General features: G+C 35.5%; 24 protein-coding genes and 1 pseudogene. 10 read left to right on the plus strand and 15 right to left on the minus strand.

Translation table 11 applies throughout. From position 1 onward, the window contains the following. Nucleotides 1–102: 102 nt before the first annotated feature. The 5 genes from AC07UM_RS06510 to AC07UM_RS06530 form a co-directional block, all read right to left on the minus strand. A complete protein-coding gene (locus AC07UM_RS06510; RefSeq protein ID WP_494681748.1) occupies nucleotides 103–978 on the minus strand; it encodes a tyrosine-protein phosphatase in 876 nt (291 codons plus the stop codon). A gap of 94 nt (nucleotides 979–1,072) precedes the next feature. Next, nucleotides 1,073–1,720: a thiamine diphosphokinase gene (locus AC07UM_RS06515; protein WP_494681749.1), complete on the minus strand. Its 648-nt coding sequence runs from the start codon at nucleotides 1,718–1,720 to the stop codon at nucleotides 1,073–1,075. Then, nucleotides 1,710–2,279 (minus strand): cob(I)yrinic acid a,c-diamide adenosyltransferase, encoded by a 570-nt coding sequence (locus AC07UM_RS06520; protein WP_494681750.1) that lies wholly within the window; start codon nucleotides 2,277–2,279, stop codon nucleotides 1,710–1,712. Before AC07UM_RS06520 ends, AC07UM_RS06515 begins: the two co-directional genes overlap by 11 nt. Before the next feature lie 196 nt (nucleotides 2,280–2,475). Next, a complete protein-coding gene (locus tag AC07UM_RS06525; protein ID WP_494681751.1) occupies nucleotides 2,476–4,896 on the minus strand; it encodes a TonB-dependent receptor plug domain-containing protein in 2,421 nt (806 codons plus the stop codon). Between the two features lie 332 nt (nucleotides 4,897–5,228). After that, complete coding sequence (locus AC07UM_RS06530) at nucleotides 5,229–5,813, minus strand: hypothetical protein (RefSeq protein WP_494681752.1); 585 nt, start codon at nucleotides 5,811–5,813, stop codon at nucleotides 5,229–5,231. A 172-nt stretch (nucleotides 5,814–5,985) separates the two neighbouring features. Here AC07UM_RS06530 and AC07UM_RS06535 point away from each other — a divergent pair, with 172 nt between their 5' ends. Next, the gene (locus tag AC07UM_RS06535; protein WP_494681753.1) at nucleotides 5,986–6,477 is read left to right on the plus strand and encodes a DinB family protein; all 492 of its coding nucleotides are present in this window, start codon (nucleotides 5,986–5,988) and stop codon (nucleotides 6,475–6,477) included. 225 nt (nucleotides 6,478–6,702) lie between these two features. On the opposite strand, the gene AC07UM_RS06540 is transcribed toward AC07UM_RS06535, so the two are convergent. Further along, a complete protein-coding gene (locus tag AC07UM_RS06540; protein ID WP_494681754.1) occupies nucleotides 6,703–7,656 on the minus strand; it encodes a helix-turn-helix transcriptional regulator in 954 nt (317 codons plus the stop codon). Nucleotides 7,657–7,740: 84 nt separating this feature from the next. Here AC07UM_RS06540 and AC07UM_RS06545 point away from each other — a divergent pair, with 84 nt between their 5' ends. Beyond that, nucleotides 7,741–8,313, plus strand: coding sequence for a Crp/Fnr family transcriptional regulator (locus AC07UM_RS06545; protein ID WP_494681755.1), 573 nt, complete (start codon nucleotides 7,741–7,743; stop codon nucleotides 8,311–8,313). Nucleotides 8,314–8,511: 198 nt separating this feature from the next. Further along, the gene (locus tag AC07UM_RS06550; RefSeq protein ID WP_494681756.1) at nucleotides 8,512–8,976 is read left to right on the plus strand and encodes a carboxymuconolactone decarboxylase family protein; all 465 of its coding nucleotides are present in this window, start codon (nucleotides 8,512–8,514) and stop codon (nucleotides 8,974–8,976) included. Nucleotides 8,977–9,025: 49 nt separating this feature from the next. On the opposite strand, the gene AC07UM_RS06555 is transcribed toward AC07UM_RS06550, so the two are convergent. Then, complete coding sequence (locus AC07UM_RS06555; RefSeq protein ID WP_494682287.1) at nucleotides 9,026–10,753, minus strand: ABC transporter ATP-binding protein; 1,728 nt, start codon at nucleotides 10,751–10,753, stop codon at nucleotides 9,026–9,028. 436 nt (nucleotides 10,754–11,189) lie between these two features. On the opposite strand from AC07UM_RS06555, the gene hmpA reads away from it, so the two are divergent. The 3 genes from hmpA to AC07UM_RS06570 are packed head-to-tail and all read left to right on the plus strand — an operon-like array spanning nucleotide 11,190 to nucleotide 13,038. Further along, complete coding sequence (gene hmpA / locus AC07UM_RS06560; protein WP_494681757.1) at nucleotides 11,190–12,392, plus strand: NO-inducible flavohemoprotein; 1,203 nt, start codon at nucleotides 11,190–11,192, stop codon at nucleotides 12,390–12,392. Nucleotides 12,393–12,398: 6 nt separating this feature from the next. Continuing rightward, on the plus strand, nucleotides 12,399–12,848 hold the full coding sequence (locus AC07UM_RS06565) for an Rrf2 family transcriptional regulator (protein ID WP_494681758.1): 450 nt from the start codon (nucleotides 12,399–12,401) through the stop codon (nucleotides 12,846–12,848). Continuing rightward, nucleotides 12,829–13,038 carry a DUF2798 domain-containing protein gene (locus AC07UM_RS06570; protein WP_494681759.1) on the plus strand — a complete coding sequence of 70 codons (210 nt, stop codon included), beginning with the start codon at nucleotides 12,829–12,831 and terminating at the stop codon, nucleotides 13,036–13,038. The genes AC07UM_RS06565 and AC07UM_RS06570 overlap by 20 nt, the downstream gene beginning before the upstream one ends. 360 nt (nucleotides 13,039–13,398) lie before the next feature. Here the strand turns inward: AC07UM_RS06570 and lptB are convergent. After that, nucleotides 13,399–14,124: pseudogene (gene lptB / locus AC07UM_RS06575) on the minus strand (LPS export ABC transporter ATP-binding protein); the annotation flags it as partial. 154 nt (nucleotides 14,125–14,278) lie between these two features. Between lptB and AC07UM_RS06580 the strand changes: the two are divergent. Next, nucleotides 14,279–14,572 (plus strand): TM2 domain-containing protein, encoded by a 294-nt coding sequence (locus tag AC07UM_RS06580; RefSeq protein ID WP_494681760.1) that lies wholly within the window; start codon nucleotides 14,279–14,281, stop codon nucleotides 14,570–14,572. An 81-nt stretch (nucleotides 14,573–14,653) separates the two neighbouring features. Here the strand turns inward: AC07UM_RS06580 and AC07UM_RS06585 are convergent, their stop codons facing one another. Together AC07UM_RS06585 and hemB are read right to left on the minus strand one after the other, a co-directional pair. Further along, nucleotides 14,654–14,797: a bacteriocin-like protein gene (locus AC07UM_RS06585; protein ID WP_494681761.1), complete on the minus strand. Its 144-nt coding sequence runs from the start codon at nucleotides 14,795–14,797 to the stop codon at nucleotides 14,654–14,656. Nucleotides 14,798–14,940: 143 nt separating this feature from the next. Then, nucleotides 14,941–15,930, minus strand: a complete 990-nt coding sequence (gene hemB / locus AC07UM_RS06590; RefSeq protein WP_494681762.1) for a porphobilinogen synthase — start codon at nucleotides 15,928–15,930, stop codon at nucleotides 14,941–14,943. A 118-nt stretch (nucleotides 15,931–16,048) separates the two neighbouring features. Between hemB and AC07UM_RS06595 the strand changes: the two genes are divergently transcribed. The 3 genes from AC07UM_RS06595 to AC07UM_RS06605 all read left to right on the plus strand — a co-directional run bounded on the left by AC07UM_RS06595 (nucleotide 16,049) and on the right by AC07UM_RS06605 (nucleotide 18,733). Beyond that, a complete protein-coding gene (locus AC07UM_RS06595) occupies nucleotides 16,049–16,399 on the plus strand; it encodes a T9SS type A sorting domain-containing protein (RefSeq protein ID WP_103231678.1) in 351 nt (116 codons plus the stop codon). A 107-nt stretch (nucleotides 16,400–16,506) separates the two neighbouring features. Next, nucleotides 16,507–17,418, plus strand: coding sequence for an ABC transporter ATP-binding protein (locus AC07UM_RS06600; protein WP_494681763.1), 912 nt, complete (start codon nucleotides 16,507–16,509; stop codon nucleotides 17,416–17,418). A 4-nt stretch (nucleotides 17,419–17,422) separates the two neighbouring features. After that, nucleotides 17,423–18,733, plus strand: coding sequence for an ABC transporter permease (locus tag AC07UM_RS06605; RefSeq protein ID WP_494681764.1), 1,311 nt, complete (start codon nucleotides 17,423–17,425; stop codon nucleotides 18,731–18,733). 125 nt (nucleotides 18,734–18,858) lie between these two features. Here AC07UM_RS06605 and AC07UM_RS06610 read toward each other — a convergent pair whose 3' ends face one another. From AC07UM_RS06610 to AC07UM_RS06630, 5 genes are all read right to left on the minus strand, one after another. Further along, entirely contained in the window at nucleotides 18,859–19,530 is a 672-nt protein-coding gene (locus AC07UM_RS06610) for a porin family protein (protein WP_494681765.1), read from the minus strand. Nucleotides 19,531–19,545: 15 nt separating this feature from the next. Further along, entirely contained in the window at nucleotides 19,546–20,418 is an 873-nt protein-coding gene (gene sucD, locus AC07UM_RS06615) for a succinate--CoA ligase subunit alpha (RefSeq protein ID WP_103231674.1), read from the minus strand. Nucleotides 20,419–20,508: 90 nt separating this feature from the next. Beyond that, complete coding sequence (locus tag AC07UM_RS06620) at nucleotides 20,509–21,411, minus strand: UDP-3-O-(3-hydroxymyristoyl)glucosamine N-acyltransferase (protein ID WP_494681766.1); 903 nt, start codon at nucleotides 21,409–21,411, stop codon at nucleotides 20,509–20,511. A gap of 68 nt (nucleotides 21,412–21,479) precedes the next feature. Further along, complete coding sequence (efp, locus tag AC07UM_RS06625) at nucleotides 21,480–22,043, minus strand: elongation factor P (protein WP_076352561.1); 564 nt, start codon at nucleotides 22,041–22,043, stop codon at nucleotides 21,480–21,482. A 15-nt stretch (nucleotides 22,044–22,058) separates the two neighbouring features. After that, nucleotides 22,059–22,394, minus strand: coding sequence for a hypothetical protein (locus AC07UM_RS06630; protein WP_494681767.1), 336 nt, complete (start codon nucleotides 22,392–22,394; stop codon nucleotides 22,059–22,061). Between the last annotated feature and the right edge of the window lie 18 nt (nucleotides 22,395–22,412).

The raw sequence follows: 22,412 nt of genomic DNA on the forward strand, positions 1-22,412 counted from the left end.
AAATGCAAAATTGCTAAAAAAGTTTGATTTTTAGGTGTTAAAATTATTATAATTTTAATTTAGACCCCAATATTGCATCCTGCAAAAATTTATCTCTGATAATCAATAAGTAAACTTTTGAATATATTCATTCCTTTTGGCGTCTGAAATGCCCAGTACCTGCTGAATATAGGCATCTGCAGAGCCATACTTTTTATTGATCTCTTCAAAAGCGGCATCAAGGTATCTTTTTTCTACCCAGCTCAGTTTTTCCAACACCTTTAGATCCATCTTTGGATAAAGGAAATGTAGGTTATTGGCAAGGCGGAGTCTCTTCTGAACAAGCTCTTTTCTATAGTTGTTGGATAAAAGGTATTCATTATAAATAGTCTCTTTATCAAATTTCAGAATCGTAAGAATCAATGCTGTTGTAATTCCTGTTCTGTCTTTTCCGGCTGTACAGTGATAAAGAACAGGATTTTTGGATTCCAGAATTTCTGTGATAATCTTTTTTATAATTTCGGGATTTTCTGTAACGTATTCGCGGTAGAAATCGATCATTCTTTTGTCTGCATCGGAAGCGTTCACTTTACCTTTAAGAACAAGTTTTTTCGCCTGAGCAAGCTGATCACCTTCATCTTCAAATGCTGAATATTTTTTATAAACAATTTCTGACGGAAGCTGATCCGGGCTTTGAGATATTTCTTTGGAATTTCTAAGATCAATGACTTCTTTTATGCCCAGTTTTTCAATATCATCAAAAGACCTCTTTCTCAGCTTATGAAGATGGGCACTTCTGTACAGCTTACCTGATTTTAACGTTCTTCCTTCTGTATTTTTAATATTTCCTACCGTTCGGAAATTATTCACTTTTTTAATCTGAATTACTTTTTCAGTTTCATTTTTCCCATATTCAGGGGTTTCAAAATGTTGTGTTTTGCATGAGAAAATACAGCATAATGAAATGGTGAAAACTGATATTTTGATTAATGTATTCAATTGTTTTTAATAAGTTTTGGCTAAGCCAGTGGATTCGTATATTTTTTATCAAATGGGCTAAAGCCCATTTGTTTTGATATATAATTAGATCCTTTTAATAGATTGTCGGATATTCTATTTCATGGATTCCTACAAATAATAAAACATCACCTGATTCGTATTCCACGGAAATCTCATCTTCAACTGCGAAATTTCGGGTTCCTATTCTTGAGGTAATACTTAGGGTTTCATTCGTCAAAGGCCAATTGAGTCCTTGAGTGGTTATATTATTTACTGATGGAAATGGATAGAGAGAAATCATTCTATTTTTCGCTCCTTTCAATTTAAAATGATTGGGAATAAAGTAATATTCTGAAAACTCATCATAAAACTTAATCTTCATCCGATCTTTAAACGCATAAGCAACGGTAATATTTCCCAAAAAATGATCCTGTTCACCTCCACTTCCTCCAAAAACATCAATCTCCGAAAAACCTCTTTCCTGAATAATTTCCAAAGCTTTGTGAAAATCTGTTTTATCCTGATCCAATGTAAGGATAAATTTTTCCTCATACATATCTTCATCCGAACCAGAGTGTGAATCAAAATCGCCGGAAATAAAATCGAGTTGAGCCAATGGCAATTCCATTCTTTTTAAATAGTGGAAAGCACCATCTGTACAAGCGATCAAGCCATAATTTTCAAGGTTGGGTAACGATTTCGGAGCGTCTCCGTTGATGAAAAGTAATGCTTTATCTCTCATTCGGATTCCAGTATTCTTCCGGTTCGTTGTTCAGTTTTGAAATATATCTTGCCAATACAAAAAGATAATCTGAAAGTCTGTTTAAATATTTAATCAATTCAGGACGTACTTCTTCTGATTCATTCAAAAATACCAATGAACGTTCTGCTCTTCTGCAGATGGTTCTTGCCGCATGTAAAAAAGTCGCTGACTTCCCACCACCCGGAAGAATAAAATATTGAAGGGGTTCCAGTTTATCTTCAAAAGCATCCATCCATCGCTCCAGCTCTTCAATTTCTGTTTCTGAAATAATGATTGGAAGGCGTGATTTTCCGTTGGCAAGCATTAGCTTATCCACAGGCGTTGCCGCTTCGGAACCTACTGTGAATAAATCAAACTGTATTTTCTTCAGCTGTCTCAATACTTCTTCATCTTCGATATGACTTTTCGCAATCCCAATGAATGAATTCAGCTCGTCTATATTTCCATAACTGTCTACTCTGGCACTGGCTTTAGAAACCCGTGTTCCGCCATATAGTGCCGTCTGACCTTTATCTCCTGTTTTTGTATAAATTTTCATAGTACTAAAATACCTTTTTTTGTATAAAGTACAATGTAAAAAGTAGCAATAACTGCCTATTCTACCTGAAAAATAATTAGCTGACATTAGGAAATTAATGTCAGCTAATAGTTGCATATGTGGGTTCTATATCTTTTGAGATTGCTTCCCCCTTGTTAAGTATGATAAAGTAAATGCCAATTCTTTTATTTATAGATTAAAAAGTATAATTAACATTTAGCTGAAAAATTGTTCCGTTAAATCCAAACTGATTCACCTCCCAAGGGTATTTGAACCTTCCTCCAAGATCTGTTACTACATCTCCTTTGCTATCTATTACATCCGGATAAATATTAAATAAATTATTGACGACTCCGGAAACTTTAAGGTCTTTCGTGATTTTATATGTTAAAACGATGTCTGTAATTACCTTACCAGAAAATGTCTGATCTTTGGCAGGATCAGTTGCGTGCTGCCATGTAACAGAACCAAAGTAAGTATTATTAAGATTAAAATTAAACTTTGAAATGTCATACGAAAGGCTAAGAATAGTTTTTGTTTTTGGCCTTGCAGATGTAATTCTAGATTGTTCTTTTCTATCAAAAAAGTTTTCTGAATAACCATTTTCAGCCAAAATAGGTGGAACGGCAATATTATCTACTATTTTAGTTTCGTTATAATTGAAAGCAGCAATAATCCCCAATCTTCCTTTGCCAATAGCGGAAGTATAATAATTAGTTACGAAATCTATCCCCTCAGTCACTGTATTTACAGCATTGGTGAAAAACTTCAAAGAGGTTATTTTATTATTGTCTAATATTACTTCCACAGGGTTTGTTGTATCCGGACTACCGGGAGCACCGGTTTTGTAACCAATATCTCCTGAGAAAAGTACCCGATCTTTAATTTTTATTCTATAATAATCTGCTGTAATAGTCAGGTTTTTAAAAGGTTTTACAGCAAATCCCGCAGTAATGTTAAAGGCTTTTTCAGCATTTAATTTGGGTACACCAAGATCAGATCTTACAATTTGAGAATCATTATTAAAAGTACCCTGATTAGCTACAGTATTCCCTGTAATCTTGGTTTGAACATTGGAATAATAAATCTGGTGTAATGAAGGTGCCCGAAATCCTGTAGAAACAGACCCACGGAAAACTAATTTATCATCCAATAACTTATACCTTGCATTTCCTTTCCAGGAAACATTATTTCCAAAATCACTGAAGTTTTCATACCTCACCGTTCCTCCAATCAATAGGTTTTTCGTAATATCCCATTCAGCATTCATATAAGCTCCTATATTCTGACGGTTTTTATTGACTTCATTTTGAGGCTGCAGTCCTGGAAATGATTCTGCACCACTTCCTATATAAGATGCCTCCTCTCCAGCCTTCGCTTGATAGTTTTCATTCCGCACTTCAACACCAGCTCCTAAAACAAACGCACCAAAATCTCGATTGATATCTATGTTTCCAATAATATTGCTAAACTGATGACCACCTGCTTTAAAACTTGTTGGTGAATTTCCACCCAAAGATGTATTAATGGTGTTTCCTACAACATAATCTACGGCATTAGAGCCAAAGGTTGCACTCCCATCAAAATTCCATTTTCCAAACATGCCTTTCCACCCGGAGGTTAAATTATAATCGTAAACATCTGTTTTAAATTGCGGTTGAAATCCATTATAAGGTTGCCCTTTTGGAGTTAATAAACCAAAATCTGAAGTTACCCAATAGGGTGTTCTATACAAGCCAAAACTAGTTCCCTTTCTGTAAGTTGTACCACCAAAAGCGTAAAACTTGCCCGTTTCACCTGTTGGCAATTCAAAATTTACAAACATATTCGCAACTCTTGTCTCCGGCTGCCCTATAATCATTCCTAAACCAGGATTAGCTTGCGTCCAGGCATTATCCACACCAAAAAGTTCATCTTTTGTAATAGAACCTGCACGGTTCGTTTTATTTTGGGAAGAATATCCCAATGTAAGATTCAGACTTCCGTTTTTTGCAACTCTGATTCCTGTATTAAAATCTGCTCCAACATTAAAGCCATCTCCTTTTGAAGTAATACCGGAAAAGAGATTAACAGTGCTTTTTCCAACACTGTTTTTAAGAATAATATTAATTACTCCAGCAATAGCATCAGAACCATATTGTGCTGAGGCACCATCTCTCAATACTTCTACGTTTTGTAAAGCGGCAGATGGAATACTTTTCAGATCCGTACCTACTTCACCTTTTCCTGGTGTATCATTTACATAAATTAAAGCACTTTGATTTTTTCTTTTACCATTCACCAAAACCAATGTTCTGGAAGGTCCTAATCCTCTTAAATCTGCAGGATCAAAGTGAGCCGTTGCATCAGAAACAGTTTGCTGTGATGAATTAAAAGAGGGTACAGCGTACGTCAAAGCTTTATCAAAAGTAACCTGTCCTGTGGATTTTAACTGTACTGCCGAAATATTGTCAATAGGAATTGCAGAAGTAATGATGGTTCTGGGCTTGGTTCTACCCGTGGTAACCACCACTTCATCTATTTTATTTTGTTTTATGCTGTCCTGAGCATATCCCATAGCACCGACTCCGCTTAATACTAATGCATAGATTTTTCTATTAAATAAATTCTTTTCCATATCAATTGTTAATTATTTAATAAATCTAGTGAAAAAATTAACATTAAACATAAAAACAAAACATATAATAACAATCCATTTACATATTAGCGAAAATCATATCATTTCATAAAAACGATAATTGATTTATAAAACATAAATCGATTTATTAATAATATGAAAAAAAATAAAGCAATAATATCATATATGTATAAAAAAATTAATTAGTTGCCATCAGAAATAAACATGATTTTATTCGTTCTGATAAGTAGTTTTCAACGGGTTGAGATTGCTTGCCTATGGCTCGCCATGAGTGGGAATAAAAAATGGCCGGGAAACCGGCCATATCCAAATTATTTATTTACCTCTACGTATTGTATGATGGTCTGATTTTTTGGGTTGTAGATCATTGTACTGCTGTTTGGAAATCTTTTCAATTTATAGTATTGAATATTTTTATCGGATTTTATATCTTCCAGAATACTTGTATCAAACGTATTGTCAGGAAGGAATTTGGACATAAAACTTATTTTATCAACAATGTTTTGTCCGTCAATTTTACGGGCAGTTTTATCTGATTTACTTTCATTTGAAGTAGGCTGGCCTTCTAAAAACGGAAGCAACACCGCAATGTCTGCTTTATATTTAAAAATATAGCCTTCAGGTCTTCCGGGAATTTTAACTTTTTTTCCTTTCTCTTCAGAAACAATGGAAGCTCCTGTGCCAGGAAAAACTGCATTAAACTTAACATCCTCGGAATTGGTTAAAGAATTTATAGATTCATTGACTGTTTTTTTTACTGTTTCTTCTACAGCCTGCTGTGCTTTTTGCTGCACTGTTTCTGTCGTTTTTTGGACAGTCTGGTCAATTTTTTCCTCAATCTTATTGCATGATACTAATAAAAAAGTGGTGATAACAGGCAAAATATACTTCTTCATAATTCTAATAATAGCGATTTCATTTATTAATATCCTTTCTTCTAACGGAAAAGTAGGTCCGGATATTTTAGCAAAGAAAAAATATTTTTTAAATATCAAAAATACTGCTGACAAACTGTTGTCACTACCCACTCTTACCTTTGTATCAACAACAAACAAAAACCATACAATTATGACAACTACAGCAACTGCCACTAAACAATTTATGACTTCTGAACAGCTATTGAGTGACTGGCAAGGCCATAGAAACCTAACAAGAAGAGTGATTGAATCTTTTCCTGAAAAGGATTTATTTGAATTTTCAGTAGGTGGCATGAGACCATTTGCCAAACTGGCATTAGAACTGATCAACATTGGCGGCCCCGCTTTAAAAGGAATTGTTGAAGGAAATATGGAAGCTTACAATGAAGAGGCTTTCAATCCAAAGACTAAAGAAGAACTCTTAAAAAAATGGGATGAAGAAACAGAAGTAATCAACCATTATTTCAATTTGATTTCTGAAGAGCGTTTTCAGGAGACTTTCAATTTATTCGGACAATATGAATTCCCGGTATACCAAAATGTTCTTTATTTTGTAGACAACGAAGTTCATCACCGTGGACAAGGATATGTTTATCTGAGAGCTTTGGGAATCGAACCGCCATTTTTCTGGGAAAGATTCTAAAAAAACAGAAAGGTAAAATTGCAAAAAGGCTAAAACTACTGAGAAAAATTACAATTGCAATGTCATTTATTATTGTGATTTTTCTTCAATTTAAACAAAGCTTATTTCATTTTTGTGACACAACAAATTTAGTTTTTTTGTTTTTTTACCCTTAACTTATTAACCATTTCATTTATTTGCCTCAATTAAGCCTTTAAACCTCAACAGCTGTCTTGTTGGGGTTTATTATTGATGTCTTTCGACCATTTTTACGAGCAGTTCTTTCAATCGTGTACGAAGACTTTCCGGCTCCAAAACAGTGGCATAATCTGCAAAAGTAACCAGCCAGCGGGGAAATCCGTCATTAATCCATTCAGTTTCAAAAGTAAGCTCTACCCCTTGTTCTGTTTCTTCTTCTTCTATTAATCCGTAGTATTTTTTAGAATTTACCAGATGAGACATGATTTTTTTGTCTACCAAAAGTTTAGCTTTTACTTTATTTCCATTTGATTTTTTCCGATAGTCATTCACCTGACCATATTCCTGCAGAAAAGGATTCGGGGTTTTTAAAATTTCTAAAATCCTGTCGATACGAAACTGTCTGAAATCTTTTCTCAGCGTACAGAATGCCATGATATACCAAAAATTAAACTCAAAAAACATCCCCACTGTTTCTATCGTTCTGTTGTTCACTCTTCCGTCTACAGTCTGGTATTTTATAGTCAGCTGAGTTTTCTCTGCAATACTTTCCAGAATAATAGGAATCACATTTTTAAGAGAGTCCCCGGAATCGGTATGAAAACTGAAAACATCGATCTGTTTTTCAATATTTTTAATCAAATTTTTATCAGAATGCTTTAGCACCGAGCGTACTTTTTCCATAGCCGCCTGATAATGGTTTCCTAAGCTTTGGTGTGAAAATTTCTGCATCAGCTTTTCAGCAGTAATGAAACTTAAGACCTCTTCTTTGGTAAACATAATCGGGGGAAGCTTATAGCCATCCATTAAAGAATAGCCGTTACCTGCTTCTCCTACGATAGGAATACCTGCATTTTCAAGGGTTTTTACATCACGATAAATGGTTCTGATACTTACATCAAACTTTTCAGCCAGGTCCTGTGCCCGAACAATGGGCTTCGACTGTAATTGGGTAAGGATAGCCGTCACCCGATCGAGTTTTTTAAGGTAGTGATCATTCATTATGTAACAAAGCTAAAATTCTTTTTTGAGAAATGGGACGGCTTTTTTTATTAATTTTATTTTTCACCAAACAGTCTCTTCTTTATGCTTCATACTCATTTTGTTCAGTCTATTGAAAAAATTTTAAAACCGGAACAGGCAGTCATAGACGAACTTGTTTCTCATCTGGAAACCAAAACTTACAGAAAGGGAGATTTTCTGTTAAAAGCAGATGAAACCTGCAGGTATTTTTATTTTATTGAAAAGGGGCTTGTCAAACTGTTTTTTGATAATGGGGATAAAGATTTTATCATGACTTTTTTTGCTGAAAGTGCTTTTTTCGCTGAGCTGAGCGGTTTTCTTACGGGACAGCCGTCAAAATATATGATCGTTGCTCTGGAACCTACTGAAATCCTCCGCGTACACAGAGATGTGGTTGAAGGATTATGTAAAAAATATCACACAGCAGAAACACTTTTCAGTAAGCTTTATTCCAAAGCTCCGGTAAATATGATGGGAAGGATCAGTGAGATGCTTGAAGACGACGGAAAAAAACGTTATCATAATTTTCTGAAACAAAGACCTGACCTTATTCAACGTATCAGCCTTGGAGATCTTGCTGATTATATCGGGATCACACAGGTTTCTTTAAGCAGAATCAGAGCGCAGAAATTTTGAGGAGAAAGGATACAGAAAGTTGGGAGAGGGAAATTATTAAAGACTGAATATATATCATCTGCCTAATAGTAACTTCCAGCATCCCGCTTCCATCCTCCAGCTTCTAACTTCTTTCCTTATATTATTTATCATTTGTAAAAAAATTCAGGAAAATACAGTTCTACATTTGTCACATAATTAATCACAAAAACAAATATTATGTCACAAAGAATCAACGCATTTGCGATCGGAAACAAGGCTATAAATGCACTTCACAACATGGGATTTCAGGTACAGAATTCATCACTGGACAATTCATTTCTGGAGCTGATGTATTTCCGGGTTTCACAGATGAACGGATGTGCTTTTTGCCTCGATATGCATTCTAAAGAATTAATGGCAAAAGGAGAAACCGAACAGAGAATATTTCTGGTAAGTGCATGGAGAGAATGTTCGTTTTATACAGATAAGGAAAAAGCCGGGTTGCTATGGGCGGAGACTTTAACTGCTTTAAATGGTAAAGAAGTGAATGACGAAATTTATTCAAAAGTAAGTCATCATTTTTCTGAAACTGAAATAGTAGATTTAACCATGGCTGTTATTGCTATTAATAGCTACAACAGGATCAATATTGCTTTCGGAGCAGATGTAGGCACTTATCAGGTTCCGGAAAAAGCGCATTAATCACGGTTATAAAAATGTAAAAACTCAGCGGTCGGGCTGAGTTTTTTATTTAGTTTTCTTTAAAAGTATTCACTAGTTTATCGAGATTCAAACTACGGGCTGACGCATCGAAAATCTCACGGTAGGTTCCTTCTTTATTGTAAAGTTCATCATGCGTTCCATTTTCAACCACTCTCCCTTTTTTCATCACATAAATAATATCGGAATCCAGAATCTGGGACAGCGAGTGGGAAATAATGACAACAGTTCTTCCTTCTTTTATCGCATCCAGGGAGTTTTTGATCTGTTCTGTGGCAATGGCATCCAGACTGGCTGTCGGCTCATCTAAAAATATGATTGGAGGATTTTTGAGGAATAACCTTGCAATGGCAATTCTCTGTTGCTGTCCCCCGGAAAGCTGAGTAGCATCATGCTTATATTTCTCGGGAAGATCCATAATCTGCTCATGCAGATAAGCTTTTTTTGCAGCTTCCTGAATTTCTTCAAAACTTGCATTCATATCCCCATAGCGGATATTATCTTCAATACTTCCCTGGAAAATATGATTTTTTTGAAGTACAAGCCCCAGATCACGTCTTAGAAAAGTATTGTCATATTCGTTAAGGTTCACTCCATCCAATAGAATTTCTCCGGAATCGGGAAGATAAAATTTACATAAAAGATTAATAATCGTTGACTTTCCTGCACCGCTCAATCCTACCAAAGCTGTAGTCTTTCCATTTTCAATTTTCATGGAGACCTCATGCAAGGCTTTTGTGCCATTGGGATAAGTAAAATCTACATTTTTCAATTCAAAAGTTCCTTTGATTTCTTTTTCCGTAAAATTTCCATTCTGTTCGGTTTCGTTATCTGCATTCAAAATATCAAAGTAGCCTTCAGCGTAAATCATGGCATCGTTCATATCATCATAAATCCTGTGCAGCTGGCGAATAGGTGCTGAAACATTGTTAAAAAGCATAATATGAAGCATGATCGCACCAATTGTCATTTGCTGGTCAAGAACGAGATAAACGGTTAGAAGGATAATCAGAACAACGCCAAACTGTTCAAGAAATGTTTTTAAACCATCATAAATAAAGTTGGTTCTGCGGGTGATCATCTGGCTTTCCATCAACTGCATCTGAAGATCGTATTGTTTTTTTCCTTCAAATTTTTCACGGACAAAACTTTTGATCACCATAATGGAATTGATCAGGTTCAGAAGTCCCGATGTCTTTTTTTCTCTTTGGTTCCGAAGCTGACGGCGTACTCCTCCTAATTTTTTAGCCTGCAGGGAGCTGATGTAAAAATAAATAGGAACAATAATCGTGGAAACAAGCCCCACGTACACATTCTGCATGTACATAATGATCAGTGCAATGATCGCATTGGAAAACAGAGGAAGAATATCTATGAAAAAGTTCTGAACCAATCTTGTCAGGCTTTCTATACCTCGGTCTATTCTTATCTGTAATTTTCCGGATTCATGATTTTCATCGTTAAAATAGGCGACTCGATAGGTTAAAATCTTATCAATAGCGGACTGAGCCAATACAGAGCTTACATTGATTCTGATCTTCTCCCCATAAAATTTCTGTCCAAAATTGATAAAAATATTCAACAGTTCTTTTCCCAGTAAAATAATGGAAATGATAATGAGAATATGAACTCCTTCTGTCATCGGGTGTGGAAGGTGGGTAAGTTTGGTGACCTCATCTACTGTATATTTCAAAACAATCGGGTTCACCTGCGCTGCCAGAGCTCCCAGAAAAGTAAGAAACAGGGTTCCGTAGATCATTAGCCGGTAAGGTCTGATGAATGGAACAAGCTGTTTATAGATTCCGAATAAAGTAACGGTTCTGTTGAAAGGTTTTGCCATTAATATTGTTTATAGAACCTAGTAAAATTAAACCTTTTTTAAAACAATCCATAGAAATAGCCAACTTAATACGACTTGTTTTTTCTATTTGGACTAAAAATTTTTAATTCCTTGTTTTCAAATTGATCTTCATCATTCCATGCAATCATTATGGAAAATACAATATCCTCTTCCCTCCTTTGAAAACACATTCTTTGGAAATTGTATAAATAATATCATCAGATCCACCAAATCCATATGCTTATTGTATGATCTAATTTGTGATGGAAACATTACAACCCTAATTGTTGTATTTAAAATACAACAATTAGGGTTTTTTTTAATACATTTGTACCATCATATAAAAAAATACCAGATGAATACTAACCAAAAAGCACTTGTAAAAGCAACAGTTCCAGTTCTAAAAACCAATGGAACAGATTTAACAAAACATTTTTATACAAGAATGTTTACGCATAACCCTGAACTGAAAAACATTTTTAATATGAGCCATCAAGCGAGTGGAAAACAGCAAAATGCCCTAGCCGGAGCAGTACTCGCCTATGCTGAACAAATTGAAAATCCGGAAGTTCTTATCAATGTTTTAAAATCTATCGGAAATAAGCATGTAAGCTTACATATTACTCCGGAACAATACGATATTGTAGGTCTCCATTTGATTTCCTCAATAAAGGAAGTGTTAGGAGAGGCAGCTAGCGATGAGCTTATCGAAGCATGGACACAAGCGTATAATGAATTAGCTCAGATTATGATCTCTATCGAACATGAACTCTATGAATCTACCCTGAAAAAAGAAGGAGGCTGGAAAGGCTGGAGAGCTTTTGTCATTGCAGATATTGTAGAGGAAAGCGATGAAATAAAATCGTTCTATCTAAAACCCATGGATCATAAATCAATTGCAGATTACCTGCCGGGTCAATATATTTCGGTAAAAACATTTATTCCTGCTTTAGGACACGAGCAACCCAGACAATATAGCTTGTCTTCAGCTTTTAATCCTGAACATTATAGAATTTCGGTAAAAAGAGAAAAAAATAGTCCGAATTTACCTGATGGGGTTGTTTCTAATCTATTACATCAAAAGGCAATAGGTGATGAAATATGGGTAAGTGCTCCAGCCGGAGTTTTTCATGCCAATCCGGTATCTGAAGATCCACTAGTACTCATAAGCGGTGGTGTAGGTGCTACTCCATTATTGAGTATGCTGGAAACTCAAAAAAACACGCTGCAAAATAACTCTGTCGTTTGGCTTCATAGCTGCAGAGATGAAAAAGTACATGCTTTTAAAGATCATGTAAACCATTTGAATACAAACAATCAGTGGCTAACCACACATATTTTTTATGAAACCGTTGACAACCATTCTGATCTTGTCAAAAAAGGAAGAATAGACTTACATGAAATCAAGGAGGAAATTCTTATTGATAATGCAAAGTATTATATTTGTGGCCCCGAAGCATTTATTAAAGCTCAATATAATTCTTTACTACAGCTAGGCATTGCCAAAGAAGATATCCTTTATGAAGAATTTGGGCCTCAACTGCTTCATCTAAATTAACAATCAATGAAACTGAACCATTTTACTGACTATAGTTTACGGGTCTTAATCTATTTAAATCAAAATAATAAGGCCTCTTCATCTTCTTTGGATGAATTGTCCGAAAGACTTGATATCCTTCGTAATCATCTTATTAAAGTGGTTCAATTTCTATCTCAAAAAGAGCTAGTCATAACAAAAAGAGGGAAAAATGGCGGAATTACCATTTCTGAAAAAGCAAATAAAACAGGATTAGGCGATCTTATACATGTATTGGAACAAGACGATACCCCAATCATCAATTGTTTTTCAAAATCGTGTGTATTTGTCTCCTATGAATGCAAACTAAAATCATTTTTAGATACCGCTTATCAAGCTTTCATCAACAGTATGAATCAGCATCATTTATCTGACCTCGCTTTTAATAATTGGGAAATTATATTTGCCAATCAAAAGAATGCAGCAAACAATACTTAAGAGTCTGTTTATCACAGCGATCATTACTTTTACACTCACTTCATTACACCATAATGAAAAGATCTATGATCAATATTTTATTTATAACTGGTTGGAGTCCTGGTGCGTTGCACTAACTATAACTTTAGTTTTCAATATTTTCATTTTTCCTTATTGGAAAGCCATCAGAAAAAATAAAGACACACATTAAAGAATTTTTGCCCCAACATTGTGCCTATCCTTCATACATATAAGTCGTAAGGTAATGCAGTTCTTTTCTGCTGGCTTCTTTAGACTCTGCTCCTGCCTGCTCCAGAGAATACTGGCTATTGATTTCTTTTTTCTGGAAAACAAATGAGTTGTTGGCATTCTTATCCACCACATCATTAAAGATATGCTCGATTTCAGAGTTAGCTAATGAAGCAAAGCTGATATCTTCAAAACCATACATCAGTCTCAGATCATCAAACTGTTTGAAATTTTCATCTACAAACCCCTGGAACTGAGATTTTGAATCAAAGTTACCTGCCCAGATATTGTAAGCATATTTTTTCTTTTTAGGTTTGTCTAAAATACTCTGATAAACAAAGTTTTCACCCAGATATGCTTCTCTTACCTGCGGATCGTTCGCAAGATCTTCCGGAAGTCCTTCTTTCAGGATCTTTCCTTCAAACATAATATAGGTTTTATTGGTAATCGCCAACGTCTGCTGTACATTATGGTCGGTAATCAGAATTCCGATGTTTTTGTCTACAAGACTTCTTACAATTTTCTGGATATCTTCCACAGCAATCGGGTCTACCCCTGCGAAAGGTTCATCCAAAAGAATAAAGTTCGGGCTTGTGGCAAGACATCGTGCAATTTCGGTTCTACGTCTTTCTCCACCGGAAAGAAGGTCTCCTCTGTTTTTACGGACATGCTGTAGAGAGAATTCTTCGATCAGTTCATCACATTTGATCTGCTGTTGACGCTTTGAAAGCTTAGTCAGCTGCAATACTCCCATAATGTTTTCCTCTACGGAAAGTTTTCTGAAAACCGAAGCTTCCTGAGCCAGATATCCGATTCCCTTTTGGGCTCTTCGGTACATAGCATCGGTAGTAATCTCCTGTTTATCCAGGAAAATTTTTCCTGAAGTGGGCTTAACCAACCCTACGATCATATAAAACGATGTGGTTTTCCCCGCTCCGTTCGGACCTAGCAAACCAACAATTTCTCCCTGTTGAACCTGTACAGAAACGCCTTTTACAACTTTTTTAGGACCATATTCCTTGATTAAGTTTTCTCCTCGTAAAATCATAGGGCAAATATATCAAAAATATAAACTTCACTTATATGTTAATATAAACTTGTTTACCTTACATGTAAATTTGTTCGGATCCACATCATTGTAACTTTTCACAACTTTACGCTACTTATCATAAAACATCACAATCAATTATAAATACTAAGAAATGGAAAATTACGGTTATACAAAAACAGAAAATGTACACAATCAGCAAAGTAATACCCCTTACCATTCGGAAAAGAAAATTCCTGCGGCTTTATTGGGAATTCTTGTGGGCTGGCTGGCTTTGAATAAGTTTTATCTGGGATATACGAAAGAGGGAATCATTCAATTGGTTCTGAATGTGGTTACTTTAGGAGCAGCCTCAATTATTCCTTTTATTGAGGGGATTTTATATCTCTTTATGAGTGATAAACAATTTGACGATACTTATGTGCATGGGAAAAAGGGTTGGTTATAACATTAATCACTATACGCTTAATTAAAATAAAATAGGCTGTTCTTATTCGAACAGCCTATTATTTTTCTATCTTGAATCATATTAATCAGGACAAGCTAAGTGTTCCATAACACATGGATACCAGATTCCTTTGCACCATGTTCCACAGTTTGGATTATCAATAATCACTTCACCTCCTTTAATTTCCTTTAATTGATTTCTTTCAATCTTCTTAAGATTTTTCATAAATAAGTTCTTTTGATGTTGTAATGATTTCGTTTTTCGAAATTAGTTTTACTCAAAAATAACAGTTTTATGTATTCGAAAGTCTCAATTCCGGTTATTAACCTAACATTAACCTTTATGTCAGATCAATGATTCTATAGCTATTATTTATTCAACAGGATAGCCGCTTCTTTAGCAAAATAAGTAAAGATCATATCTGCTCCTGCTCTTTTGAAGCATGTTAAGCTTTCGATAATCGTTTTGTCATTATCCAGCCAGCCGTTCTGTGCAGCCGCTTTTACCATAGCATATTCTCCACTTACGTTGTATACTGCGATCGGAAGATCAATGGCTTCACGTACTTTGGAAACGATGTCAAGATAAGGAAGTCCCGGTTTGATCATGATCACATCGGCTCCTTCATCAATATCTTTGAACACTTCATTCAATGCTTCACGGGAGTTGTGAAAATCCATCTGATAGGTTTTTTTATCTTTCGGGATTTCCATATCATCTTTCGGGGCACTGTCTAAAGCACTTCTGAAAGGTCCGTAGAAAGAGCTTGCATATTTGGCAGCATAGCTTACAATTCCTACATCTGCAAATCCGCTTTCCTCCAATGCTTCACGAATAACCATTACTCGGCCATCCATCATATCACTTGGTGCCACAAGATCTGCTCCTGCTTCTGCATGGGATACAGACATTCTTGCCAGGGCATCATTGGTAGCGTCATTGATAACTTTTCCGTTTTCAATGATTCCGTCATGCCCGTAGATTGAATAAGGATCTAAAGCTACATCCGGCATCACAATCATTCCGGGAACGGCATCTTTGATGGCTTTGATCGTGTTCTGCATCAATCCGTTTTTGTTCCAGGCTTCTTTTCCTGTATTGTCTTTCAAGTGTTCTGACACTTTCATGTACAAATTGACAGCTTTTACTCCCAAAGAAAATAATTCCTTACATTCCTTCACTGTTAAATCTATACTCCGCCTAAAAATTCCCGGCATAGACGGGATCGCCTCCTCCTTGTTTTCGCCCTCCATTACGAAGATCGGCATTACAAAATCATCAGTTGTAAGCACATTTTCTCTTACCAAACTTCTGATAGATTCATTAACTCTAAGTCTTCTATTTCTTGAATGTATCATTTTGGAATACTTTTTGAATAAGTTTCTACAAATTTAATATAAGTTCTGCAAAAAACTATTGTATGAAATTATAGAATTTATTACATTTGTTATATATATCCGAGAAATTATAAATTTGATGAAAAAACTTTTACTTTTATTTCTATTTGTAGGCACTTTTGTTGGATTTTCCAACAATTTAAAAGCTCAGCTGAGAGAGCCGGGTTCCATCACCCAAAAGGCGGATGATGGAGTATTACTTGCCTATCCAAATCCGGCAAAGGATTTCCTTATCATTAAGGCAAAAGATTCTTCTTTAAGGATCAAAAGTGTGACTTTTTATTCAATTTTGGGTATGCAGGTTGCTAATTATACAGTGAATATGAATTCCGGAGAGATTAATATTGAAAAATTAAAACCCGGAAAATATATGATCCGCTATATTTTAAGTGACAACACGCAGAAAGTTACTCAAATCGTAAAACAATAAATTAAAATCCTGATAATCATCAGGATTTTTTCTTTTACATTAATTCTGTTTTAATATTTCCGTAACTTTCGGGACTTTTTAATACTAATTGTAAAAAGAACATTTTAATGCTAAAAGCTGAACATATTAAAAAGACCTATAATGCCGGAAAAAAGGTCGCACTGGATGATTTTAGCATCCATGTTCCAAAAGGTAGTATTTACGGTCTTTTAGGACCCAACGGAGCCGGAAAAACGTCTTTTATCCGTATTATCAATCAAATTACTCAGGCAGACTCAGGGGATATCTTCATCAATGGAGAAAAACTGAATCCCAATCACATCAAAGATATCGGTTATATGCCCGAAGAAAGAGGATTGTACAAAAATATGAGTGTCGGGGATCAGATTCTTTATTTCGGAGAATTGAAAGGGATGAGTAAGAATGATGCGCTGAATGAAGCCAAAAAATGGTTTGAAAAGCTAAACATCGATCAATGGTGGAAGAAGAAACTTTCTGAGCTTTCCAAAGGGATGGCACAAAAAATACAGTTTGTGGTAACCGTTCTTCACAGACCTCATCTTTTAATTCTTGATGAACCTTTTTCAGGTTTCGACCCTGTAAATGCCAATTTAATCAAAGATCAGATCATTGATCTTAAAAATAACGGAACAACGATTATTCTTTCTACCCACAGAATGGAAAGTGTGGAGGAAATGTGTGATTATGTTGCTTTGATCAACAATTCTAAAAAAATTATTGACGGAAGGGTTTTTGATGTCAGAGAAAAATTCAAGAAAAATATTTTCGGAGTTACGCTTTCTGAAGTCAGCAACGATGAGTTTGAAAATTTCACAAACAAATATGAGATCTTCAATTTATCGAATGAGAACAACCTTGTTTCTTTTGATCTGAAAAATGAGGAAAGCCAGAACAATGTTCTTCTCGACCTTGTACAGGTGGGCAAAGTGAGATCATTCGACGAAAAAATTCCTAGTATGAATGAAGTATTTATTAATGCTGTAAGCAACCATTCTTAATTTTATGAATAATATTTTTTTAATTACCAAGAGGGAATTTCTTACACAGGTTAAGAAAAAGTCTTTCATTGTATTGACCTTGCTGGCACCTGTCATGATTATTGCTTTTGGAGCGGTAGTAGGATTAATGTTTAAGGCGAATGAGTCACACAGTATTATAGAAGTGGTTGATAAAAGCGGGTTGTTTACCAACCAGCTGAAATCTAATGACAAATTAAATTACGTTTTTGTTTCTGCTGCAGACGAAAAATCCAAAATCAATAATTTAAAGGGAAATGAATCCCTGGATGGTATTCTAATTCTGCCAGAACTGAAAAACCAGAACTTTGATGCGCTTGAACAAGACACAAGGCTGGTGATCAATAGTAAAATAGGGTTCGATACAAAACAGAAAATTGTTTCCGACATTAGTAATATTGTTAAAAAGGAAAAGATCAAACAACTGGGTATCCAGGAAACTCAGTTAGATGATCTTGATAAAAGTTTCACTCTAAAGACGATTAATGTAACAGATAACAACAAAGAGGATTCTGATCTTGCTTTCGGAGTCAGATCAGGTCTGAGTATGGTCCTGATGTATGTTACCTTTATGTTTATCATTATTTATGGGGTAAGGGTAATGCGAAGCGTACTTGAGGAAAAGAATAACCGTGTTGTAGAGATCATCATTTCTTCTGTAAAACCTTTTGAGCTGATGATGGGTAAAATCCTAGGGGTAACAATGGTTGCACTCACGCAGTTTCTGATCTGGATTACTATGTCTGTCATTGGAGCATTGGTTCTGAATACCGGATTCTCTCCTCTTCAGAAAAATATCCCTGGTGGAAATGAAGAGATTACAAGTAAACTGGATATGGGACAGCTTGTTACTCAGATTTCCCACAGTTTACTGGAGCTTAATTTCCCACTGATTATTTTCGTTTTTATCGTTTTTTTCCTTTTGGGATACATCTTCTATAGTTCTATTTATGCAGCCATTGGTTCTGCTGTTGACAACGAAACAGAGACACAGCAGTTTACTTTATTTGCTATTTTACCTTTGACATTGGGAATGTATGGAAGTTTCACTTTAATGAATAACCCGGATGGACCATTAGGCTTTTGGTTATCAATCATTCCATTTACGTCACCCGTTGCGATGATTGCAAGAATACCATTTGGAGTTCCTGCATGGCAGATTGCATTATCTATTGCATTGTTATTGGGAACCACTGTTTTCATGATCTTCCTGGCCGGAAAAATCTATCGTGTAGGGATTTTGATGTATGGAAATAAAGCGACGTTAAAAGAGCTTTGGAAATGGATTAGAGGCTAAGCGAAAAGATAAAAGTACACTAAGCTTATTTGCTTTTTTAGCTTTACTCAATTTTGCAATAAAAAATATATAAACAAAAAAATCCCGGAAATTTACTTTCCGGGATTTTTTATATTTGAAATATTCTATTTGAATATATAGCTTAAAGTAAGTGCTATTACCTGCTCTGATTTTTTCTTGTCACTACCTCCTTTTTCTTTTACAAGACCAGGGTAAGTGTCGGAAAGTCCTAAATCATATTTTAAAGCTACTTCAAGTTGTCTCTTATAGCTATATCCTACTCCTAGACCAAGTCCCCAGTTAAAGCTTTTCGCTTTACCGTTTACACCGGCTGGTTGTGCAGGATCGGTAACATCCGGATCATAGTAAGGTCTGCCTATTGGGGCATTCTTAACATCCTGACTTACTAAAAAGTTAAATCTAGGTCCAATCATTCCAAAGAATTCCGATTCAGCTTCTGAAAAGTATCCTTTAAAATAAAGAGGCACACTAAGATAGTTGTTTGCATATACAGCATCATAACCATCTTTTCCTTTAGCATCCTTATCTTTCCCGGTTTCTCCTGCACCATAGTACAGAACTTCGGGTTGTATAAAGAATTGATTTGCCTTCCCTACGGGGATCAAAGCCAAAGCTCCACCTTGAAAGGTATATCTTGGGCCAGAGGGATTGTGGGCATTGGCTACTCTTGAGTAGTTTAAACCTGCTGTAAGACCGAATCTTGTATTATTCCACTGCACTTGTGCAAAGGATAATGCGGAAAGAGTCAAAGCTGAGGCTAATAAAAGTTTTTTCATATGTTGTGATTTATGTTATCCTAGAATTTTCGCTACAGTAGCACCGATATCCGCTGGAGAATCTACTACATTGATACCGTTTTCTCTCATGATTTCCATTTTAGCCTGAGCTGTATCTTCATCACCCCCTACGATAGCACCTGCGTGTCCCATTGTTCTTCCTTTAGGAGCTGTTTGTCCAGCGATAAATCCTACAACCGGCTTAGTAGATCCGCTTGCTTTGTACCATCTTGCAGCTTCAGCTTCAAGACCTCCACCGATTTCACCAATCATTACAACAGCTTCTGTTTCAGGGTCGTTGATGAATAATTCTAATGCTTCTCTTGTCGTTGTTCCAATGATTGGGTCACCACCGATACCGATAGCAGTAGAAATACCGTAACCTGCTCTTACTACCTGGTCAGCAGCTTCGTAAGTAAGGGTACCTGATTTGGAAACGATTCCTACTTTCCCTTTTTTGAAAACGAAACCTGGCATAATACCAATTTTAGCTTCTTCAGAAGTAATGATTCCAGGGCAGTTTGGTCCGATTAATCTGCAGTCTCTGTCTGCGATATAAGCTTTTACTTTTACCATATCAGCTACAGGAATACCTTCAGTAATACATACAATTACTTTGATTCCTGCTTCAGCAGCTTCCATGATAGCGTCTGCTGCGAATGCCGGTGGTACAAAAATGATACTTACGTTTGCTCCTGCTTTTTCAACAGCATCAGCCACAGTATTAAATACAGGTTTTCCTAAGTGCTCGCTACCTCCTTTTCCTGGAGTAACACCACCTACTACATTGGTTCCGTATTCAATCATCTGACCAGCGTGGAAAGTTCCTTCGTTCCCTGTAAATCCTTGTACAATTACTTTAGAATCTTTGTTTACTAAAATTGACATTTTATTGTTGTTTTAATTTATTTATTATTTTATTAATGCTCACAAATTTACTCAAATTTCTTTGATTTTGGATAAAACCTTTGGAATTGTTTATTTGAGATTTCTCAGTTTTACTTCTTTTTTCAGATAAGTCTTGAAATCTTCTGCAAACATCCCAATATAGGTTCCTTTTTCAAGATCTCTGTTCACTCCTGTTTTACCCAAAAGCACAGATCCCGCTTCAATTCTATTCCCGGAAGCGATTCCTACCTGTCCCCATAATGTCACCTCATCTCCGATGATACAACATCCTGCGATTCCTACCTGAGAAGCAATAAGACATTTTTTTCCGATAACAGTATCATGTCCGATCTGAATCTGGTTATCCAAAACAGAGCCTTCTCCAATGATCGTAGAGTCTGTAACTCCTCTATCAATGGTACAGCCATTTCCGATCTCCACATTGTTTTCAATGATCACATTTCCTACAGAAATCAGACGGTCAAAGTTTCCATTTAATTTTCTATAGTAAAAAGCATCACCTCCTAAAACAGTGTTGGACTGGATAACAACATTATCTCCGATTTCAGTACGATCTCCGATCACAACATTTGGGAAGATAAGGGTATTTTTTCCGATTTTCACATTGTTTCCTATCACTGCAGAATGGTGAATCTTTGTTCCCTCTCCTATTTCAACATCGTGAAGTTCTTCTGTGAAATTATATATTCTGGTAAAATGAGTATTGATTTTATTAAAGTCTCTGAAAGGATCATCAGACACTAAAAGTGCTTTGCCTTCCGGACATTCTACTTCTTTATCAATTAAAATAATAGTAGCTGCAGAGTGTAATGCTTTGTCGTAATACTTGGGATGGTTCACAAAAACAATATCACCTGGTTTTACCATGTGAATTTCATTGGTTCCCAATACTTCATAATCTTCAGGGCCCACAAATTTTGAGCCTATTAAATCTGCAATCGTTTTAAGCTTTTGCGGAGAATGGAATCTCATAACAATAGATTTTTATAAAACAAAATTCGGACTGCTGATGCAAACCGAATTTATGTAAATTGTATTTATTATTTCACTCTTTCTAAGTAGCTGCCGTCTTCAGTGCTTACTTTAATTTTGTCTCCCGGTTCAATGAATAGAGGAACCATTACTCTTGCTCCTGTTTCAACGATAGCGTTTTTAAGAGCATTTGTTGCCGTGTTTCCTTTTACTCCCGGATCAGCTTCAATTACATCCAGATATACTGACTGTGGAAGTTCAGCAGAAAGTGGAGTTTCATCAGCTTCTTTCAAAATGATTGTTACCTCTTCACCTGCTTTCATCAAGTTTGAGTTTTCAATCATTTCTTTATTTAAATATAACTGAGAAAAATCATCGTTATTCATGAAGTGGAAACCGTTCTCATCATCGTAAAGATACTGGAACTTTCTTGTGATTACTTTTACTTCATCAATTTTATGTCCTGCAGAAAAAGTATTATCAAGAACTTTTCCGTTGGTTACTGATTTCAGTTTTGTTCTTACGAAAGCAGGACCTTTTCCTGGTTTTACGTGAAGAAACTCAATTACTTTAAAAATGTCATTGCTATATTCAATGCAAAGACCTTTTCTGATATCGTTACTTGTTGCCATTAATTTTGTAAATATTTATTTTCTTTTATTCAACTGTATTCCTTGCCCTTGGGGCATCATCCTGTTAAATGTATTGTTATTGAACGTATTCACATTATTATTTAATCTGTTTACATTCATCTGAAGATCAGTTTTATACTGATCGGTAGTTCCTAAAATTGAACTTCCGGTATTTTTCTGTTTCAGAATACTATTTAAGTTATTTTTTGCAATACTATCATTAGCTACTTCGGAAAGTTTTCTTTCTATAGTAAAAGGTTTTTCCTTTTTTCCAGTTTCAGACTTTTCTGTTTGCTGTCCAAACACAATAGCAGATAACGAAAAGGCAATTGTTAAAATTATTTTTTTCATAAATATGCTTGTGTTTTT

The organism is Chryseobacterium sp. GW821-FHT04C04 (assembly GCF_059420365.1).

Bases quoted from the DNA above. Each gene is read 5' to 3' on its own strand.
- AC07UM_RS06610 (WP_494681765.1), bottom strand. From the start codon at position 19,530: ATGAAAAAACTTTTATTAGCCTCAGCTTTGACTCTTTCCGCATTATCC.
- AC07UM_RS06520 (WP_494681750.1), bottom strand. From the start codon at position 2,279: ATGAAAATTTATACAAAAACAGGAGATAAAGGTCAGACGGCACTATAT.
- AC07UM_RS06545 (WP_494681755.1), top strand. From the start codon at position 7,741: ATGCTTCATACTCATTTTGTTCAGTCTATTGAAAAAATTTTAAAACCG.
- efp (WP_076352561.1), bottom strand. From the start codon at position 22,043: ATGGCAACAAGTAACGATATCAGAAAAGGTCTTTGCATTGAATATAGC.
- AC07UM_RS06540 (WP_494681754.1), bottom strand. From the start codon at position 7,656: ATGAATGATCACTACCTTAAAAAACTCGATCGGGTGACGGCTATCCTT.
- AC07UM_RS06585 (WP_494681761.1), bottom strand. From the start codon at position 14,797: ATGAAAAATCTTAAGAAGATTGAAAGAAATCAATTAAAGGAAATTAAA.
- hemB (WP_494681762.1), bottom strand. From the start codon at position 15,930: ATGATACATTCAAGAAATAGAAGACTTAGAGTTAATGAATCTATCAGA.
- AC07UM_RS06515 (WP_494681749.1), bottom strand. From the start codon at position 1,720: ATGAGAGATAAAGCATTACTTTTCATCAACGGAGACGCTCCGAAATCG.
- AC07UM_RS06605 (WP_494681764.1), top strand. From the start codon at position 17,423: ATGAATAATATTTTTTTAATTACCAAGAGGGAATTTCTTACACAGGTT.
- AC07UM_RS06535 (WP_494681753.1), top strand. From the start codon at position 5,986: ATGACAACTACAGCAACTGCCACTAAACAATTTATGACTTCTGAACAG.
- AC07UM_RS06580 (WP_494681760.1), top strand. From the start codon at position 14,279: ATGGAAAATTACGGTTATACAAAAACAGAAAATGTACACAATCAGCAA.
- sucD (WP_103231674.1), bottom strand. From the start codon at position 20,418: ATGTCAATTTTAGTAAACAAAGATTCTAAAGTAATTGTACAAGGATTT.
- AC07UM_RS06620 (WP_494681766.1), bottom strand. From the start codon at position 21,411: ATGAGATTCCATTCTCCGCAAAAGCTTAAAACGATTGCAGATTTAATA.
- AC07UM_RS06555 (WP_494682287.1), bottom strand. From the start codon at position 10,753: ATGATCTACGGAACCCTGTTTCTTACTTTTCTGGGAGCTCTGGCAGCG.
- AC07UM_RS06565 (WP_494681758.1), top strand. From the start codon at position 12,399: ATGAAACTGAACCATTTTACTGACTATAGTTTACGGGTCTTAATCTAT.
- AC07UM_RS06525 (WP_494681751.1), bottom strand. From the start codon at position 4,896: ATGGAAAAGAATTTATTTAATAGAAAAATCTATGCATTAGTATTAAGC.
- AC07UM_RS06630 (WP_494681767.1), bottom strand. From the start codon at position 22,394: ATGAAAAAAATAATTTTAACAATTGCCTTTTCGTTATCTGCTATTGTG.
- AC07UM_RS06595 (WP_103231678.1), top strand. From the start codon at position 16,049: ATGAAAAAACTTTTACTTTTATTTCTATTTGTAGGCACTTTTGTTGGA.
- AC07UM_RS06530 (WP_494681752.1), bottom strand. From the start codon at position 5,813: ATGAAGAAGTATATTTTGCCTGTTATCACCACTTTTTTATTAGTATCA.
- AC07UM_RS06550 (WP_494681756.1), top strand. From the start codon at position 8,512: ATGTCACAAAGAATCAACGCATTTGCGATCGGAAACAAGGCTATAAAT.
- AC07UM_RS06600 (WP_494681763.1), top strand. From the start codon at position 16,507: ATGCTAAAAGCTGAACATATTAAAAAGACCTATAATGCCGGAAAAAAG.
- hmpA (WP_494681757.1), top strand. From the start codon at position 11,190: ATGAATACTAACCAAAAAGCACTTGTAAAAGCAACAGTTCCAGTTCTA.
- AC07UM_RS06570 (WP_494681759.1), top strand. From the start codon at position 12,829: ATGCAGCAAACAATACTTAAGAGTCTGTTTATCACAGCGATCATTACT.